Source organism: Pseudaeromonas paramecii (genome assembly GCF_039540575.1).
Lineage (GTDB): Bacteria > Pseudomonadota > Gammaproteobacteria > Enterobacterales > Aeromonadaceae > Pseudaeromonas > Pseudaeromonas paramecii.
Genome location: NZ_BAABFC010000023.1, coordinates 18,873 through 34,127 on the forward strand (window position 1 = coordinate 18,873; position 15,255 = coordinate 34,127).

General features: G+C 55.2%; 13 protein-coding genes and 3 tRNA genes. 8 read left to right on the forward strand and 8 right to left on the reverse strand.

The window, feature by feature from the left end; translation table 11 throughout:
- Positions 1-31 precede the first annotated feature (31 nt).
- The 5 genes from ABD847_RS14760 to thrS form a co-directional block, all read right to left on the reverse strand.
- Positions 32-2,932, reverse strand: a complete 2,901-nt coding sequence (locus ABD847_RS14760; RefSeq protein ID WP_345014398.1) for an EAL domain-containing protein — start codon at positions 2,930-2,932, stop codon at positions 32-34.
- A gap of 101 nt (positions 2,933-3,033) precedes the next feature.
- Complete coding sequence (gene rplT / locus ABD847_RS14765; RefSeq protein ID WP_345014400.1) at positions 3,034-3,390, reverse strand: 50S ribosomal protein L20; 357 nt, start codon at positions 3,388-3,390, stop codon at positions 3,034-3,036.
- Positions 3,391-3,404: 14 nt separating this feature from the next.
- On the reverse strand, positions 3,405-3,599 hold the full coding sequence (rpmI, locus tag ABD847_RS14770; protein ID WP_345014402.1) for a 50S ribosomal protein L35: 195 nt from the start codon (positions 3,597-3,599) through the stop codon (positions 3,405-3,407).
- Positions 3,600-3,692: 93 nt separating this feature from the next.
- Positions 3,693-4,187, reverse strand: coding sequence for a translation initiation factor IF-3 (gene infC, locus ABD847_RS14775; RefSeq protein ID WP_345014404.1), 495 nt, complete (start codon positions 4,185-4,187; stop codon positions 3,693-3,695).
- A gap of 48 nt (positions 4,188-4,235) precedes the next feature.
- Positions 4,236-6,164: a threonine--tRNA ligase gene (gene thrS, locus ABD847_RS14780; RefSeq protein ID WP_345014406.1), complete on the reverse strand. Its 1,929-nt coding sequence runs from the start codon at positions 6,162-6,164 to the stop codon at positions 4,236-4,238.
- Positions 6,165-6,401: 237 nt separating this feature from the next.
- On the opposite strand from thrS, the gene ABD847_RS14785 reads away from it, so the two are divergent.
- The 8 genes from ABD847_RS14785 (at position 6,402) to ABD847_RS14820 (ending at position 11,553) form a co-directional block, all read left to right on the forward strand.
- Complete coding sequence (locus ABD847_RS14785) at positions 6,402-7,265, forward strand: fructosamine kinase family protein (RefSeq protein ID WP_345014407.1); 864 nt, start codon at positions 6,402-6,404, stop codon at positions 7,263-7,265.
- Between the two features lie 77 nt (positions 7,266-7,342).
- A complete protein-coding gene (locus ABD847_RS14790) occupies positions 7,343-7,546 on the forward strand; it encodes a CPXCG motif-containing cysteine-rich protein (RefSeq protein ID WP_345014409.1) in 204 nt (67 codons plus the stop codon).
- Positions 7,547-7,605: 59 nt separating this feature from the next.
- The gene (locus ABD847_RS14795; RefSeq protein ID WP_345014411.1) at positions 7,606-7,812 is read left to right on the forward strand and encodes a YaeP family protein; all 207 of its coding nucleotides are present in this window, start codon (positions 7,606-7,608) and stop codon (positions 7,810-7,812) included.
- Positions 7,813-7,892: 80 nt separating this feature from the next.
- Entirely contained in the window at positions 7,893-9,242 is a 1,350-nt protein-coding gene (locus tag ABD847_RS14800; protein WP_425568471.1) for an MATE family efflux transporter, read from the forward strand.
- A gap of 429 nt (positions 9,243-9,671) precedes the next feature.
- Positions 9,672-11,093: a putrescine aminotransferase gene (locus ABD847_RS14805; protein ID WP_345014415.1), complete on the forward strand. Its 1,422-nt coding sequence runs from the start codon at positions 9,672-9,674 to the stop codon at positions 11,091-11,093.
- 179 nt (positions 11,094-11,272) lie between these two features.
- Positions 11,273-11,349 (forward strand) — tRNA-Val (locus ABD847_RS14810).
- 25 nt (positions 11,350-11,374) lie between these two features.
- Positions 11,375-11,451, forward strand: a tRNA-Val gene (locus tag ABD847_RS14815).
- Between the two features lie 25 nt (positions 11,452-11,476).
- Positions 11,477-11,553: transfer RNA gene (locus ABD847_RS14820), tRNA-Val, on the forward strand.
- 348 nt (positions 11,554-11,901) lie between these two features.
- Here the strand turns inward: ABD847_RS14820 and ABD847_RS14825 are convergent.
- The 3 genes from ABD847_RS14825 to ABD847_RS14835 all read right to left on the reverse strand — a co-directional run bounded on the left by ABD847_RS14825 (position 11,902) and on the right by ABD847_RS14835 (position 15,153).
- Positions 11,902-12,471 carry a tetratricopeptide repeat protein gene (locus tag ABD847_RS14825; protein ID WP_345014417.1) on the reverse strand — a complete coding sequence of 190 codons (570 nt, stop codon included), beginning with the start codon at positions 12,469-12,471 and terminating at the stop codon, positions 11,902-11,904.
- Positions 12,472-12,912: 441 nt separating this feature from the next.
- A complete protein-coding gene (locus ABD847_RS14830; RefSeq protein WP_345014418.1) occupies positions 12,913-13,965 on the reverse strand; it encodes a hypothetical protein in 1,053 nt (350 codons plus the stop codon).
- A gap of 6 nt (positions 13,966-13,971) precedes the next feature.
- Entirely contained in the window at positions 13,972-15,153 is a 1,182-nt protein-coding gene (locus ABD847_RS14835) for a hypothetical protein (RefSeq protein WP_345014419.1), read from the reverse strand.
- Positions 15,154-15,255: the final 102 nt, after the last annotated feature.

Here is a 15,255-nt window from a genome sequence, read left to right on the forward strand (position 1 = left end):
GCAAAGGGATGAATTTTAACTTAATTCCTGCTCACTTGGCCACGGCAATGGCGCCTGGCAACCCCAGCAGCAAGGGGTCGGACAGCAACGTGGGTCTGTGGATGGCATAGCCCTGCAGGTAATCCACGCCCATCTTGGTCAGTTGTGCCTCGATGGCAGGGTTGGCCACAAACTCCGCCACCGTCTTGATCCCCACGGCCCGGGCCAGCTCCGCCATGGAGCGGACGATGGCCGCATCCGTGGGGTTCTTGTCCATCTTCTCGACAAACTGGCCATCAATCTTGAGCCAGTCCACCGGCAGTTCCTTGAGGTGACCATAGGAGGAGAAGCCGCTGCCAAAATCGTCCAGGGCGAAACGACAGCCCAGCGCCTTGAAGCTGGCGATGAAGGCCCGCGTCGCCTCTATGTTGGCGATGGCCTGCGTCTCGGTGATCTCAAAGCACAGCTTGTGCATGGGGAAGCGGGCCACCTGCAGTATCTGCTGCAGCTTGCGGTGCATCTTGGGGGTGCCGACCGACTCGCCGGACAGGTTGACCGACACCTGCTCCAGCTTGGCCAACTCTTCGGGATGATCCTGATACCAGGCCATCAGGTTTTTCAGCACCCACAGATCGATGGCCGGCATCAGACCAAACCGCTCGGCCGCCCCCAGGAAGGTGACGGGAGAGATCAGTTCACCCTGCTCACCCAACAGGCGCAGCAAGATCTCGTATTTGTGGCCGCCCCCAGTGCCTTGGGCCGGGATGATCAGCTGACGCGCCAGCACAAAACGATTCTCCGCCAGCGCCTGGTTGATGCGGGCCACCCAGGCCACCTCATTTTGGTACTTGCGCATCTCTGGGCTGAGATCCGAGTAGACATGCAGCCGGTTGCGGCCCTGCCGCTTGGCGGTGGAACAGGCGGCATCCGCCAGCGCCATCAGTGCCGACGCATCGTGGCTGCCGGGCTGAATAGGCACCAGCCCCAGACTGGCGGTGACGGAGTAAATCTTGCTATCCCAGATAAACTTCTGATCCTGGATCAGCTTGCGGCACTGTTCGGCAAAGCGGATGGCCTCATCCACATAGGTATTTTCCAGCAAGATGGCGAACTCATCACCACTCAAGCGGGTCAAGGAGAAGCGTTCTGCCTTAAGCTGCCCCAGTTGTTGTGCCAGCAACTTGAGGAACTCATCGCCCGCCAGATGGCCGCCTCCTTCGTTGATCAGGTTGAAGTGATCGATATCGATAAAGCACAGATAATCCGTCCCGGTTTCCTGCTCCCGCTGCACGAACAGCGACTCCAGCAGCCCCATCAGATAACGGCGGTTATGCAGGCCGGTCACCTCGTCATGGGTAGTGAGAAACTCCAACTTGGCCTGATACTCCTTGCTCTCGGTGATATCCACCAGGATGCCCTCCAGCAGGAAGGGACGATTCTTGCCCTCCCGGTGGGAGATGCGCAGCGAGAGCCGCGCCCAGAAGGAGGAGCCATCCGGCCGGCGCATTTGCACATCCTTACGCACCCCGTCTTGGCTGTGGGAAAACAGCTGGGCCAGGAGATCATCTCGCTCATTTGGCTGGGCATACAGCGCCTGGGTATTGCGCCCCACGGTACTGGCCATGATCTGAAAATCATCGAAGCCAAACAGCCGGCAGAAGGCCGGGTTGGCCGCCATCAGCTGACCTTCCAGGGTGGAGGTAAACAGGCCCTCATTGGCGTTATGGTACAACTCAAAGTAGCGCTTGAGACCTTCAGACACCTGTCGTTTGGCCCGTAACCGTCCGCGCTTCTCCTGATAGGTGCGATAGGCCAGGGCAAACACCAGCAAGGCGGCGGCCAGGGCGCTAAAGGCCGAGATCAGGTAATCGGTAACCCAGCCTTGCTGCCACCAACCCAAGTGGTTTGCGAACAACAGCAGACAGCTGGCCAAGAAACCCAGAGCCGCATTGCTATACAGACGCTGCAACCAACCGGCACGACTGATAAAGAAGAACACCAGCAATAACGCCAGCGAGGTCACCAGACTGTAGAGCCCAAACATGACAAACAGGCCATGTTTGAAACCGAGGAACCAGGGTAGGAGCACCCCGATCAGGATTAGCGCCACCACGCCCTGACCAAACCGCCGCTGACGTTGCGTCAGCCAGATCCGGTACATGTCGAGGGTGGAGAGTACCAGGGCCAGCAGCAAGAGACCCACGCAACTCAGCAGGCTCTGGGTGCCGCTGAGCCAGGATGGGAAGAACAGATAACTGCCGGCATAGCCCTTCAATATCCAGGCTGAGGCCATCAGGCTAAAACAAAACAGGGCGTAATAGAGAAACCTTGGTTCACGAATGAAGCCAAACAGCAACAGGGCATAGAGACCGGCGAGAATAAAGACACCACCGGTGACCCCCATCTGCAACTTATCATAAGACTGTGTGAGGGCATGTTCCCGCATGTTGGTGATGAAGAGCGGGAACTGCACAAATCCCTGATGTTCGGCCCGAAAATAGAGCTGAACCTCATCCCCCGGCTGAATCGAGAGAGGAAAGGTGAAGACTTTTGATGGATAAGGTTTGGTGCCAACACCCCGCAGCAGACCCGTCTTCCAGACCCGCATCAGGCGCCCCTTGCTGATCAAGAAGGCGTCGAGCTTATCCAGTAACGGCACGCCGGCATCAATCATCAGCAGCTGCTCTTCGCCGGAAAAGTTGGCCAAGGCGACGCGAAACCAATAAGGCCGCGAATCAAAACCCATCACGGGCCCGGCCCCTTGCACCGAACGCCAGCCAGCGCGATAGGCCACTTCCCATGGCCAACTTTGTTGTGGTTCGCCGACCCGATATTCCAGCACCTGACTGGCATCCAAATGGGTATGCCGATCCTTAATCGGCAGCAAGACAGTGGCCTGAGCCGAGGCCACACAGGTCAGCCAACACAGTACAAAGGCAAGGGTTCTAAGCACGACGCCATCACAGGTAATTGAGGACTCTCTTAAATATCAAAGAGCCCGAAAAATAACAATAAAAAAGGGGAGGCAACTGCCTCCCCTCCGCTGTCGGCCAATTAGGCCAGAGCAGCCTTGGCCTTCTCCACCAGCGCGGTGAAGGTGGCCTTGTCGTGAACGGCGATATCGGACAGGATCTTACGATCGATCTCGATAGAAGCCTTCTTCAGACCATCAATGAAACGGCTGTAAGACAGACCGTTCTGACGGGAAGCCGCGTTGATACGGGCGATCCACAGTTGACGGAACTGACGCTTCTTCTGACGACGGTCACGGTAGGCATATTGACCGGCCTTGGTTACCGCTTGCTTGGCAACACGGTAAACACGTGAACGGGCACCATAATAACCCTTGGCAGCCTTCATCACCTTCTTGTGACGAGCGCGGGCAGTCACACCACGTTTAACTCTTGGCATTTGTCACTCTCCCCTTATGCGTACGGCAACATGCTGGTTACTTGAAGAAGGTCGCTCTTGGCAACCATGCTCATGGCACGCAGATGACGCTTACGCTTGGTGCTCTTCTTGGTCAGGATGTGACGCAGGTGAGACTGCTTACGCTTGAAGCCGTTCGCGGTCTTTTTAAAGCGCTTGTAGGCGCCCTTGTTGTTTTTCAACTTTGGCATAATAACTCCGCATTGTGTTTGCCAATGATGGCAATCAGGCGAACAAAACCCATCAGACCTAAGCCTGATGGGTCTGTTACTTGATGAGCCTGATTACCGCTTTTTCGGTGCCAGCATCATGACAGCTTGGCGCCCTTCCACCTTGGGGAAAGACTCCACTACGGCCAGATCTTCCAGATCGGATTTAACCCGTTCCAGAACGTTCAAGCCGAGGTCTTGATGCGCCATTTCACGTCCGCGGAAGCGGAGCGTTACCTTGGCCTTGTCACCTTCTTCGAGGAAGCGAATCAGGTTGCGCAGTTTTACCTGATAGTCGCCCTCATCAGTTCCAGGACGGAATTTGATTTCCTTTATCTGGACCTGCTTTTGCTTCTTCTTCTGCTCTTTTTGAGACTTGCTCTTCTCGTAGAGGAACTTGCCGTAGTCCATGATCCGGCAGACCGGGGGCTCGGCGTTGGGGCTGATCTCAACCAGATCGACCCCAGCTTTAACGGCACGATCCAGTGCCTCTTCGATTGATACGACACCGATCGCTTCACCATCGATACCCACCAGGCGAATTTCCTTATTGCGAATTTCGCCATTCATACGGGTACGTGGTGGTTGTTTTCCCGTCTTTTTTGCGCCTTTTATAGCTTATTCCTCCACAGTGTTCTGACCTTTGGACCGGATCTCTTGTTGCAGCTTCTGAATGAAGTCATCCAGTGCAAGCTTGCCCAGATCCGCGCCCTTCCTGGTTCGGATGGCCACTTCGCCAGTTTCGACTTCTTTGTCGCCACAAACCAGCAAATAAGGCACCCGCTTCAAGGTGTGCTCGCGGATTTTAAAGCCAATCTTCTCATTTCTCAAGTCCGCCTTTGCTCGAATTCCGGCGGCATTGAGCGCACTAACCGCTTGATTGACGTAATCCGCCTGATTATCGGTGATATTCATCACCACCACCTGGGTCGGCGCCAGCCATGCCGGGAAGTAACCGGCCGTCTCTTCGGTGAGGATACCGATGAAGCGCTCCAGTGAGCCCAAAATGGCTCTGTGGATCATCACAGGCACATGGCGCTCGTTGTCCTCGCCAACGTAAGTCGCCCCGAGTCGCCCCGGCAAGGCAAAATCCAGCTGTATGGTGCCGCACTGCCAGGCGCGGCCCAGACAATCGTGCAGGGTGAACTCGATCTTGGGCCCGTAGAAGGCCCCCTCGCCTGGCTGGAAGTCGAACTCCAGACCGTTAGCGTTGAGGGCTTCGGCCAGGGCATGCTCGGACTTGTCCCAGATCTCATCACTGCCGATGCGCTTATCCGGACGGGTAGACAGCTTGACGGCGATATCATGGAAACCGAAGGTGCCATAGATGTCGTACACCATCTTGATACAGCTGCTGACCTCATCCTGGATCTGCTCTTCGGCACAGAAGATGTGGGCATCGTCCTGAGTGAAGCCACGCACCCGCATCAGGCCGTGCAGCGAGCCGGAAGGCTCGTTACGGTGACAGCAGCCAAACTCGGCCATCCGCAAGGGCAGATCCCGGTAGGACTTGAGGCCCTGATTGAAGATCTGTACGTGGCCCGGACAGTTCATCGGCTTGATGGCATATTCACGGTTTTCGGAGCTGGTGGTGAACATGGCATCGGCGTACTTGTCCCAGTGGCCAGACCGCTCCCAGAGTACGCGGTCCATCATGAAGGGTCCCTTCACTTCCTGGTACTGATACTCCCAGAGTTTTTCCCGGGTGAAGCGCTCCAACTCGCGGAAGATGGACCAGCCATCATGGTGCCAGAACACCATGCCCGGGGCCTCTTCCTGCATGTGGTACAAATCCAGCTGCTTGCCAATCTTGCGGTGATCCCGCTTGGCCGCTTCTTCCAGCCGCTGCAGATAGGCGGCCAGCTGCTTCTTGTCGGCCCAGGCCGTGCCATAGATACGTTGCAGCATCTTGTTGTTGGCATCACCACGCCAGTAGGCGCCCGAGACCTTCTGCAGCTTGAAGTGATGACAGAAGCGCATGTTGGGCACATGGGGGCCACGACACATGTCGATGTACTCTTCATGGTGGTACAGGCCCGGCATGTCATCCTTGGCGATGTTTTCATCCAGGATGGCCATCTTGTAGGGCTCACCACGCGACTCAAAGACATCGCGTGCCTCTTGCCAGCTCACCCGCTTCTTGATGACATCGTAGTCCTTGTTGGCCAGCTCCAGCATGCGAGTCTCAAGCGCCGCTATGTCCTCGTCGGTCAGGGGGCGATCCAGGTCCACGTCATAATAGAAGCCGTTGTCGATCACGGGACCGATGGCCATCTTGGTCTGTGGCCACAGCTGCTTGATGGCATGACCCAGCAGGTGAGCGCAGGAGTGACGCATGATCTCCATACCATCCTCATCCTTCATGGTGATGATGGCCAGGCTGGCATCCTCGCTGATGACATCACAGGCATCCACCAGCTGACCATTGATGCGACCGGCCACGCAGGCCTTGGCCAAACCAGGACCTATGTCCTTGGCCACATCCATCACGGAAACCGGGGTGTCAAACTGGCGTTGGGAGCCATCAGGAAGCGTAATTACAGGCATGATTATGTCCTTACAGTGGTGACACCTACCAAGTGCCACTTGTTAAACAAAGAAATCTTGATAAGAAGAAATCGACCGTCTGTCCGCTACTCTCGGACATGTGACCCCGCAGTCTAATGAATGCCTGCAGGGGACGCAATGCCACCAAGACGCCCAATTGTGGAGTCAACCGCACCATGAATGGGTGGAATCTCTCTATACTCACAGCAGATCGCTCATCATCCCGAGGAGGACACCATGTGGCACTCCATCGCCAACCAGATAGCCGATACCCTGCAACGCCCCTTTGTCATCCGCCATCGTGAGTCCCTCATTCAGGATGACGAGTGCCGACGGATGCTGATTGAGGATGAAGAGCTCAGTCTGTTCGTCAAGCTGCTGCCACGACACGAGGCCGAGCAACTGGCGCTGGAGATGCGGGGCCTGCAGAGCCTGGCCCAAAGTCGGGCCGTGCGCATTCCACATCCCTATTGCTGTGGAGTGGCCGGTGATCATGGCTTTTTGGCCATGGAGTTTATTCCCATGGGCACAGGCACAGATGCCCACTGGTTTGCCTTGGGTAGCGCACTGGCAAAACTCCATGACAGCCAGGAGCAGGCCATGTACGGCTGGGACGAGGACAACTTCTTCTTGCACACGCAGCAACCCAATCAGTGGCAGCGCAGCTGGCCGCAGTTCTTCGCCGAGCAGCGCATCGGTTGGCAACTGCAACTGCTGGCGGAAAAAGGCATTCACTTGATGTCGATTGAGGAGCTGGTTGAGACGGTGCGCCGCCTGCTGGCCAATCACCAGCCCAAGCCAAGCCTGCTGCATGGCAACCTATGGTGCGGCAATCTCGGCTTTGCCAGCGGGGCTGGCGTGCTGTTTGACCCCGCCTGCTATTTTGGCGACCGGGAGGTGGATCTGGCCATGAGCGAACTGTTCGGCTCGCTGCCGGAGCCCTTCTATCAAGGCTATGCCAGTCAATGGCAGCCCCCAGGCGGCCACGAATTCCGCAAGCTGGTTTACAACCTCTATCCGCTGCTGGCGCATCTCAATCGATACGGCGAGGCGTACCGGCGACCGGTGGAACATCACCTGCACCAACTGTTGGCCTTGTAGGGTCGTGAGCGCTGGCACAGCCGGCCCACCGCCCCAGGGACTACACTCACACTAGGCCCGGAAGTTTGGAGGTCATCATGCGTGAATATCTGCAAAGAACCATCGTCTGTCCCCATTGTGGACACCACACAGCGGTCGAGCTGGACGCCACCCAGGGTGATCAGGATTACCAGGATGAATGCCTCGCCTGCGGCAGTGCCATTCACCTGCGCTTACACCGAGACGAGCTCAAAGACAGGCTGCAGCTGTTTGTGGATACCGACGACGAGCAGATCTTCTAGTGCACTGGTGAGACAGAGCCGCCGGTAGTATAGTGGCTTCCGTTTTTGACGGAGGTGACATGAAGTATTTTGAATGTGGCGAGCGGGTACGCATGGCCTACAGCCAGATCGGTAGTGGTGATATCGGCTTCATTCCCCAAGCCATTGCCGCTGCGGTTCGCGCCCTGGATGCCATCGCCGAAGATCCTCGCGTGCCGGAGGATCTCAAGGAGCGCGCCGCCCTGGCGGCAGCCAATCTGCTGATGAGCGATCATCAGGACGATTAATCCCCAATCCAGTCAGCACTCTGTTTTTTCGGGCCCGACGGGCCCGTTTATTTTGGCGGTATCTCATGTCTTATTCTCGCATCCTTGCCTATGTTGGCGAGATCCGGCACCTCATTCGGCTGGCACTGCCCATCTTGTTGGCCCAGGTGGCCCAAATCGCCATGACCTTTGTCGACACCCTGATGGCCGGGCAAGTCAGCGCCGTGGATCTGGCGGCTGTCTCCATCGCCAGCAGCTTCTGGCTGCCCATCATACTGTTTAGTCAGGGCTTGCTGATGGCCGTTACCCCCATGGTGGCGCAGCTCAATGGCGCCCGGCGTGCCGGCGACATCCCCGCCCTCATCAGCCAGGGGCTGTGGTTGAGCCTGCTGATCAGCCCGCCAGCCCTGCTACTGCTGTACCTCAGCCCTTGGCTGTTGCCCTGGATGGAGGTAGATGCAGCCCTGGCGGACAAGACCGCCGGTTATCTGCATGCCATCGCCTGGGGGCTGCCTGCCTATCTGATATATCAGGTGCTGCGCAATTACACCGAAGGACTCTCCTTCACCGCCCCCACCATGTTTATCGGTTTTATCGGGCTGCTGGTGAACATACCCGCCAACTATGTCCTGATTTACGGCAAGCTGGGGCTACCGGCACTGGGCGCCGTGGGTTGCGGCGTGGCCTCGGCCATCGTCTTCTGGGCCATGGCGCTGGCCATGTGGTTGTTCGTGCGTCGCTCACCCCGTTATGACCATTGTCGACTGTTCCAGCAGTGGACCCGGCCCCAGTGGTCCACCCTTCGCCGGCTGATCCAACTCGGCTTACCCCTGGGCTTGGCCACCTTTTGTGAAGTCACCATGTTTGCCCTGATTGCCATTTTATTGGCCTCATTAGGAGCTGAGCTGGTGGCCAGTCATCAGATTGCCCTGAACTTCTCGTCACTGGTCTTCATGCTGCCCTTGTCGCTGGGGTTTGCCGCCTCCATCCGGGTGGGGCACGCCCTGGGGGAAGAGGAGCCGACCCGCGCCCGCCTTGCCACCCTGGCGACGCTGATCTTGGGACTGTTTCTGGCGCTGTTGACCGCCACCCTCACCTGGCAAGGGCGACACTGGATTGCCAGCCGCTATACCGACGATGCCATGGTCATTGCCTTGGCGGCCCATCTGCTGATCTTCGCCGCCATCTACCAGTTCTCCGACACGGTACAGGTGGTCTGCTCGGGGGCCTTGCGTGGCTATAAAGACACCAAGATGATCTTCGTCATCACCATGGCGGCTTACTGGGGGGTGGGCTTGCCCTTGGGGGTAGTATTGGGGATGACGGATTGGCTTAGGCCCGCCATGGGGCCCGAGGGGTTTTGGATTGGCCTCATCAGTGGTCTGACCTGCTCGGCATTGTTATTCAGTTGGCGCCTTAAGGTTATCTTCAATAAATACAGTGAGTTATGACAACAACACTGGCATTGCCAAACATTGAGTCATTCCTTGCATCATAACGGGGCAAGTGCGCCCCATTATAGTGAAATCAAGCACTTAGCCCCTGATTTGTCCGTCTTGCAACACTGCATAGATATTCCATATTTTGCATAAATGCGGTATTTCAGTTGTTTTTATCGCATATTGAGCAATAGCCAGTTCAAGAAACTGCAAATTATCTAAATACGCCCATGAATGCTGAAATTTCATTTTTGTCAGCATTAAACTTTGTGGGTTTCTCCACAAATCAGCCTGCCTCCAAGGTGCCGATGCATATTCATACAGGCGTCTGCGACAACTGGTTTTTGCAACATTTTGGCCACATTGCGTATGAGATTAATTCTGGATTAGAGTTGAGTCACGGAGAAAGGCGCTCCCCTTTCGCAACAAGAGAAGCTCACCATGAAGACCAAGACTCACGACCCAGGTACACCCTTGACCCTCTCACGCAAGGCGCTGGCCCTTATCGACAAGGCAGAACTCACCCCGCAAGAGGTTGAGTGGCTAAATCAAGAAACCATCTCTAATTTCCGCAACCACGTAAATCCAGGCTTTCTGGAATACCGCAAGTCTGTGACCGAGCAAGGTCAACACGCCGCCATCGAATGGCGTGCCAGTGGCCCCAACACCCTGATCGACACCCAAGGGCGTGAATACATCGACTGCCTGGGTGGCTTTGGGATCTTCAACGTAGGCCACCGTCACCCCACCGTCGTTAAGGCAGTGGAACGTCAGCTCGCCAAGCAGCCCCTGCACAGCCAGGAGATGCTCGATCCGCTGCGTGCCTTGTTGGCCAAATTGCTGGCTGATATCACCCCCGGCGATCTCCAATATTGTTTCTTCGGCAACAGTGGTACTGAAGCCGTCGAGGCGGCATTGAAGCTCGCCAAGGCCTATCAGTCCCCTCGTGGACGTTCTGCCTTTATCGCCACCGAAGGGGGCTTCCACGGCAAGAGCCTGGGCGCCCTCTCCGCCACCTCCAAGCCGGTGTTCCGTCAGCCCTTCTACCCGCTGGTTCCCGGTTTCAGCCATGTACCCTTTGGCGATCTGGCCGCCATGGAGGCTCGCCTCAAGGCCCATGCCGAACAGGGTGACCCGGTCGCCGGTGTGATAGTGGAACCCATTCAAGGGGAAGGCGGCGTCATCATTCCGTCGGATGACTACCTGCCGGGGCTACGTCGCCTGTGTGACGAGTACGGTGCCCTGCTGATTTTTGACGAGGTGCAAACCGGCATGGGCCGTACCGGCAAACTGTTTGCCTGCCAGCACAGCAACACCACCCCGGATATCCTCTGTCTGGCCAAAGCCTTGGGTGGTGGCGTCATGCCGGTGTCTGCCACCATCGCCAGCAAGAAGGTGTTCTCAGTACTGTTCGACAACCCCTTCCTGCACACCACCACCTTTGGTGGCAACCCGCTGGCCTGTGCGGCCGCCATTGCCACCATCAACGTGATGCTGGAAGAGGACTTGGCCAGCAACAGTGCCGAGGTGGGTGAATACCTGCTGGATGGTCTCAAGTCGCTGGCGCGCCAGCACCCCTCCCTGGTGGCGGCGGTGCGTGGTCGCGGCATGCTGCAGGCCATGGAGTTCCATGACAACACCCTGGGCTACGCCTTTGCCAAGGGCATGTTCGACCAGGGCGTCCTGGTCGCCGGCACCCTGATCAATGCCAAGACCATCCGGGTCGAACCGCCCCTCACCCTGACCCGTGCCCTGGTGGACAAGGTGCTCAAACGAGCCAAGCTGGTGCTGGATCAGATGGAGCGTAACCACACCCCGGAGTCGCCGGATACCAGCGAGACCCGCTTGGCCGTTAACGCCTAAACAGCACCCAAGCAACCAGGCCTGCCCTCTCAAGTGGCAGGCCTTTCTTTTTCTCGCGTCATCTGCCGGCGCCCAGCTGCTCAGTAAAAAGGCAAACGCACACAACCACTTGAAAAAGCGCCCTACCAGGGGTTGCCAGCTCAGGGCGAGATCGTTACTATTCGCCCCACTTAACGCGTGCGTCCTTAGCTCAGCTGGTTAGAGCACCACCTTGACATGGTGGGGGTCGGTGGTTCGAGTCCACTAGGACGCACCAAGTTTAAGTGTCAGGCTTTCGCAGTGCGTCCTTAGCTCAGCTGGTTAGAGCACCACCTTGACATGGTGGGGGTCGGTGGTTCGAGTCCACTAGGACGCACCAAAATGCGCGCGCTGACAGACAACAAGCGTCCTTAGCTCAGCTGGTTAGAGCACCACCTTGACATGGTGGGGGTCGGTGGTTCGAGTCCACTAGGACGCACCAAATCCTAAAAACCCGCTCATCGCAGCGGGTTTTTTATTTCTTATCAGCGCTGGTGAACACACCAGCAGCAAACTTATCTTGCTCTGCCAAGTGTCTGCCTGCTGAACCGGCAACAGCGCCCCTGACAGCGGGGGACAGCCGGGGAAGGTACGCTGCAACAGCGCCGTGGTGAATTGTAGGGCCGGCTAGCCCTCTACCGCCTGTTCGCGCAAGCGCTGATAGAGTGCCTCCAGCGTTTCAGGCTGTGCCGAACGACGTTGGGTGAAGGGCGCAGCTTGGTCTTGGTGCGTTCCGCCCGCGGCGCGGAGACTGGCAGCAGGCGCGCTAGCCGGCTCGGTTCCTCCTTGCTCATTGGCGATAGGCTCCCAGTAGATAGGCATTTTCTACCTGTAGCCCCTCCTCTTCACTGGGGCGTTTGCCGTCGGTTAGCTGCATCTTCTCCAATGCCTCCAGCAGGCCTTGCATATCCTGGTTTAGCGCCGGATTGGCGGTGTTGAGATGGATGCCATGGCGCAGGTGTTGCTCTGCCGCTGCGCCATCACCGGCCTGGATTGCCAGTACCCCCAGGGCAAAGGCTTGGAGTACCGGTTCAGCGGCCTGGGTGGTGAGGGGCTGCAGGGTCTGGCTGGCCTGTTCAGGCTGCCCCAGGCCAAGCCGCACCAGGCCCAACTGGAAGCGGGCCAGGGCCAGCTGGGGGGCCTGTGCCAATGCCAGCGTGAGAGACTGCGCCGCCTCCTCCATCATGCCCAGGGTGGCATAGGCGGTGCCCAGCAGGTAGTGGGCCTCGGCGTGTTCCGGGTTGCGGGCCAGCAGGGTCTTGAGATGGCGCAGGGTGTCTTCATGCTGCTGCTGCCGAGCGGCAGCGATGGCCAGATGGAATAGTTCATTATCGGTAAAGTGCGTGTCAGACAGGGTCACCTCTTAAAAAAAACCCTAGCTTACACTGCGGTGGCCATTCGGCCAGCGTCACGCGGTCGCCTGCTCGGCTGTCGCTCTTACGCTGCGAGCTGACTCACAGGTTGAGGCGCTGGCCGTTATACTCTGCGGCCAACTCACCCGCCGCAGCTTTATCCCGGTAGGCCCCCCTGGGCCTATGATGTGGCAAAGGCACCGCCTAAACTATTTGCATATTCGCAATGGCTATCGTCAACCCAAGCGGTGGGTCGCCCCGCGGTGAAGGTTTGGCTGCGCAAGCTCAGCCAAACCTACGAGGTCTGCATGTCCACATCGGTCAATTGCTTTTGATTGGAGTAAGGAGGCTGTTATTTCCAATCAGATCTTTACTGTCATACAAGGATTGCGGCACGGTGTCCATGTCGAGGGGTGGTTTGGCCATGTATCGTCTCTTTTTGTTATACTTCAATTGAATGACACAGAATTGATAAGACTATCTCTCATCCTCATTACTTCTTTCCCCTCTTCTGTATCAATGTCAACAAGGAAAATTAACATAAGTCTGAAGTTCTTATTTTTAATTAGTGCAGGATTTTGTTCCATGACATCTTTGATTTTACCATAAAGCAATTTAACCTGCTCTCGGGACATCCGCTTAGCCATGATGCTAACGATCCTAGGAACAGGGAGCTTATCACCATTCATGGCCCCATCAATAAATTCATACACCTCATCCAATATTGGCTTATAAATATAATCCGCTACTGAGGTTGACATTCCCCCCCATCGGAGCTCGTCTATCCACCAAAACCTCGTGTACTTGAAATTGTTGCCCATATGATTCACTTGCCATTCACTGCCTCGTTCAAAAAGCATACAGCGATAAGTCACCAGCATGTTTTCAAAAGCTTGCAATTGCTCATTTTTATTTTCAAGTTTTGCCGACTTCACATAGTCGAGCAGTGATTCCCTCCATCTAGCCTCTTTATTTTCCTGCACCACACAATCCGATTGTCTTGCCCCCGCTTTAATAACAAGTTTATTTTGCACCGATGGAGGCATGAAGTAAAAGTACACATCCGCATCCAGTTTACCATGAAAAAATACATATGGATTATCACCAACTTCTTTTTGATCTGTTCTAATCCCAACGACATTTACATGACTCAGCAGGATCACCGGCTCACTTTCATTAACCACAAAATCCGTATAAAACCTATTCTCCACAGCTACAGAGCATGGGTAAATTATCACGTTATCGTCACTTACCCCAATTGCTCTTTTTTTTAGCAGTTCAAGCATGGCGTCATAGGTTAAATCCATTACGGAGATGGGTGCATCATGACATTCAGATGGTTCTGATGAGTAAACTGAGTATGTGATATACCTATCTGCTGGTCGACTAAAAACCCAACTAGGTTTTCGACCAATGGCATGTGTTGAATTAGCATAAGCCAGCAAGCTAATCATCGTCCAGGCCAATAGACCTTTTGACATGCTATACACTGTGTAATTCATTTTAAATCAACTCCCTGCGCTGTTATTAGGCATGAGCTTGAAATTAGCGCTTCTATTCCAGAAATCACTTTTCACAGCGATATCGGCAAACAAGTAATAGCTTACCTCATGGTGGTGGACTGCTCCATCAATGGACACTCGTGATCCTGCAGGGAGTTCATTTTCACCCCGATCAGCCATCGTTTGCACCATTACTTTTTTGTCAGAATAAAAATCAACAGATTTGTCACCATCCTTACTGAAATAACTAATATTGTCCTTAAAGGCCCCTTTACCAGCAACATGAAATGATTCATTACCATAACCAAAATAAAGCTGAGTCTCAAAAAAACCGTCTTGAAGTTTTTGCCGACCAATCAGAGCGTCTTTATTTAGATGAAATGTATTTACAAAATCAGCAGCACTAAAGAACACATCATCCCTATAATCCTTCACTCCTAGTTTTTCATTATTGCATTCTTTAAAAACTACAGCTGCATTTTCATCTGTCAAATAAACCTGCACTCCTTTTTCACCTGGCGATAACATATGCTCCATTATCAAAGACCTAGCTATAAAAGCTTTCTTTATTAAAATCAATTCAGGCCCATTGATGCCAAGCTCCTTTACTGCTTGATTGAAACCATCAAACTCATCCAGTTGCTTATCCATTTGTTTATAGTATTCTTCCCAACTACTTGCCCCGGCATTAGCAGTATGATTCAGAATATACGATAGAACAACAGGCATATTGTGAAACTTGCCTGTGCCACTATAAACGCAGTTAATTTCAATATTCGTCATGTCTTCCGTTTTCATATTCATAGCACCTGTAAATACTGGCACCATATCATTTTCGGCAAGAAGTAAATCGTTACTCGCTCTTGTATTCCTGAGTTCTTGTCCCAACGCCGCATAGTGTGCCTGGATCTTCTCTTGGTCGGTGGCCAAGGTTCTCTCCCGCAAGGCGGCGGTCATATTCTCGCCGGCCTCTTTTTGATAACTGCCAGCAATGCTGTTGCCCAGCGCATTGCCAAAGGCATCGATGGCGATATTGCTCCATTCGCGCTTGCCGCCTACGCCGAACCACTGGCGGGCACTGTTCTCGGCCCAGCCACCGGCGAAATTGCTGGCCATACCGCGCAGCAGCAGGCGGTTGGCGTTCGTCCCATCCCCCGCAATCTGTGCGCCGGCGTAATGGCCTGCCACCGAGCCAGCCTTGTCACCCTAGCCCTGACATGAATCGCCACCGGTTTTCTAGACACCTCACAGTTAGATAAACTAACGCAAAGAGAGGTGTTTCAATGAGCG

Excerpts from the sequence above, each read along its gene's own strand:
- rplT (WP_345014400.1), bottom strand. The coding sequence starts at position 3,390 with ATGCCAAGAGTTAAACGTGGTGTGACTGCCCGCGCTCGTCACAAGAAG.
- rpmI (WP_345014402.1), bottom strand. The coding sequence starts at position 3,599 with ATGCCAAAGTTGAAAAACAACAAGGGCGCCTACAAGCGCTTTAAAAAG.
- infC (WP_345014404.1), bottom strand. The coding sequence starts at position 4,187 with ATGAATGGCGAAATTCGCAATAAGGAAATTCGCCTGGTGGGTATCGAT.
- thrS (WP_345014406.1), bottom strand. The coding sequence starts at position 6,164 with ATGCCTGTAATTACGCTTCCTGATGGCTCCCAACGCCAGTTTGACACC.
- ABD847_RS14785 (WP_345014407.1), top strand. The coding sequence starts at position 6,402 with ATGTGGCACTCCATCGCCAACCAGATAGCCGATACCCTGCAACGCCCC.
- ABD847_RS14790 (WP_345014409.1), top strand. The coding sequence starts at position 7,343 with ATGCGTGAATATCTGCAAAGAACCATCGTCTGTCCCCATTGTGGACAC.
- ABD847_RS14795 (WP_345014411.1), top strand. The coding sequence starts at position 7,606 with ATGAAGTATTTTGAATGTGGCGAGCGGGTACGCATGGCCTACAGCCAG.
- ABD847_RS14805 (WP_345014415.1), top strand. The coding sequence starts at position 9,672 with ATGAAGACCAAGACTCACGACCCAGGTACACCCTTGACCCTCTCACGC.
- ABD847_RS14830 (WP_345014418.1), bottom strand. The coding sequence starts at position 13,965 with ATGAATTACACAGTGTATAGCATGTCAAAAGGTCTATTGGCCTGGACG.